The organism is Protofrankia sp. CiP1_Cm_nod3 (assembly GCF_982290655.1).
The window spans coordinates 1-2,744 of the sequence record NZ_CEVIVD010000276.1 but is presented as its reverse complement, the minus strand read 5'-3'; the positions used below and the strand labels follow the sequence as shown (position 1 = coordinate 2,744).

Below are 2,744 nucleotides of genomic sequence, written 5' to 3'. Positions count from 1 at the left end.
GGGCCCGTTCCCGGCGCTGGGCAGCCAGCACGTGGGGTGGCGGGCGTGAGCGTTGCGCCAGGCCAGGTAGTCGTGCAGCGCGCGGGTCTGGACGGTGTGGTTCGGATGCTCGCTGTTAGCGATCGTGAACTGGCGCAACGCGCCGAAGCGGGCCTCGATCGGGTTCGCCCAGGAGGCGTAGGTCGGCGTGAAGCACAACTCGGCCCTGTTCCGCCGCGCCCAGGACCGGATCCTCGTTCCGGTATGCGCGGAGAGGTTGTCCAGGACGATGCAGATCGGGGCGCCGTCCGGACGGGCCGCGCGGATCGACCGCAACGCGGCCAGGGTGTTCCCCGCTCCCTTACGACGCCGGTTGACTCCCCACAGCCGATCCTCACCAACCGAGTAGCAGCCGTGGAAGTAGGTCACCCCCTGGGTGCGGTGATAGCTCGCCGCCACCCGCTGCGGACGGCCCCGCTCGGCCCAGCAGACACCCCCGGTCGGGCGGATCCCCAGCGGGCCGAACTCGTCGAAGGCGAACACCCGGTCAGGCGTCTGCGCGCAGACCTGCTCGATCCGGTCGAGCTTCACCTCCCGCGCGGGGTCGGGAGACTCCTTCCACGTCTTCGTCCGCTGGACGCTCACCCCCCGCCGGGCCAGCAGAGCACGCAACGTCTCCCGGCCGATCCGGATCACCCGGCCGGGAGCCCGACGCAGGTAGGCGACGAGTTTCCGCAGCGACCAGTGGGTGAACGGCAGACCGAGCCGGGCCGGGCGGGTGGTGGCCGTCGCGACGACGAAATCCTCGTCGTCAGAACGGAGCAGGCGGGGACGGCCTCCCGCCCACCGAGGGTCCAGGCAGGCCAGACCCGTCTCGTTGAACCGGTGGATCACGTCGCGGACCGTGTCCTCGTCCGCGGCGACCAGCCGGGCGATCACCGGCACGCTGTTTCCGCCGGCCGAGGCCAGCAGCATCATCGCCCGCTGGTACCGCACCGTGCTGGTCGTGCCTCGGCGCACGATCCGTTGCAGCCGCTGCCCTTCCTGATCAGTCAACCTGCGGACCCTGACTGGCGCTGCCATCACACCCCCCACACAGCTGGATCGGACACCGTCTCACCAGCCTGCCCCGCCAGCACGACCCACAACACGGTGAACCAACCCGGCCATAGCACTAGTAAACGCACCATGACTCCTTGAAAACTGTACGTAACGTTACCATTCGTATCATCATTTCACAATCATCACAGAAAGTGTGGCCCGCGTCATATCGGGCTGATTCGACACTGTTGGGCTCCAAAATTCGGGTTTCGGCCTGTGAGCTGGTCTTTTACGGTTGACATGATCGTCTGCAGGAGGTGGTCAGGCGACGTTGCGGTACTCGTTGATCAGCCCGCCGAGGATACGGGTGCGTCGGACGGTGGAATCCGAAGTTGGAGTGATCACAGGTGACGGGTCGGGTGGGTGTTGGTCGAGGGAGCGGTGGGGCCGGTGGGTGTTGAAAAGTTCGGCGTAGCTGCTGAGGACCGAGGCCAGGTGCCGTTCGGAGACGATCAACAGTCTGTCGGTGCATTCCCGGCGGGCGGTGCCGACCCAGCGTTCCGCGATCGCGTTCGCCTTTGGGGCTTGCGGGGGCAGTGCCACCACGTCGATGCCGGCCCTGGCGAAGACAGCATCGAACGAGGCCGTGAACGTCGCATCCCGGTCACGGATGAGGAACCGGAACCGGCGGCCGTGCTCCTCGAGATCCATCAGCAGGTTCCGTGCCCGTTGGGTGACCCACGCTGCGGTCGGATGCTTCGTGACGCCGAGGAGGTGGACGTGGCGGGTGGCGTGTTCGACGACGAAGAACACGTAGATCCGCTGGAGGAACACGGTGTCGACGGTGAAGAAGTCGCAGGCCAGCAGGCCGGATGCCTGCGCGGACAGGAACGCGCGCCAAGAGCCGTCGGCCCGCCGCGATGCGGGGTCGACGCCGGCGCAGTGCAGGATCCGCCAGACGATGGCGACCCCCACCGCGTGGCCCAGCCCGACGAGCTCGCCGTGGATCCGGCGGTGGCCCCAGGTCGGATTCTCCCGCGCGAGGCGCAGGACCAGTTCGCGGATCTCCCGGCGGACCGGCGGCCGTCCGGAGGTCTTGCGTGGGTCGGTCCATTGTCGCGCGAGGAGCTCACGGTGCCAGCGCAGCACGGTGGCCGGAGGTGACGAAGAACGAACCGGGTCGCCGCGTCCGGGCACCACCACGGGTAGGCGGCGGGGGAGCCGCCGTCCGTACAGGCCGGGGAGCCGTCGTCGGCGCGGCCGGAGGTGCCGTCGTTGGTGGTGGCGTCGTGGGTGACGCCGTCGGTACGAGGGAGGGTGACGGTATTGGTGAGCTCGGTGCCGGACTGGTCGTCGCGGAGGCGCTCGGCCGTGCCGCGGCGGCCCCGGACGTCCCATCGTCGCCACACGCGACGACAAGGGCCGGCAGCAGGCAGAGCAGGGTCAGAGATCGACGCATGAGCGCTCCTGGAGGTTCGCGGTCGATGGGACGTTGCCGTGGCCGAGGGGAACGACGTACGCCCCCGATCCGGCCGGCCTCGACCTGCCGCCCGTCCGCCCGTCTCGGCTTTCCCGGCGGCTCGTCCGCCGGAAAGTTAACCGGCACCGGCCGGGAGGGGTCCCGGCCGACTCGCCCACCAGGACGCGTCGAGATTCGCGCGTGCGACGCGAAGCGGGCCGGTCGTCGCGACCTCGACTTCTCCCCATCACTCGAGAGTTCCTCG

Annotated in this window: 2 protein-coding genes; both read right to left on the bottom strand. The window is 69.0% G+C overall.

Annotation, left to right across the window (positions count from 1 at the left end):
• The coding region (locus AC5LUJ_RS24195; protein WP_493465861.1) for an IS630 family transposase at positions 1–1,035 on the bottom strand (1,035 nt) is incomplete at its 3' end.
• A gap of 306 nt (positions 1,036–1,341) precedes the next feature.
• A complete protein-coding gene (locus AC5LUJ_RS24190; RefSeq protein ID WP_493465860.1) occupies positions 1,342–2,223 on the bottom strand; it encodes an integrase core domain-containing protein in 882 nt (293 codons plus the stop codon).
• Positions 2,224–2,744 lie beyond the last annotated feature (521 nt).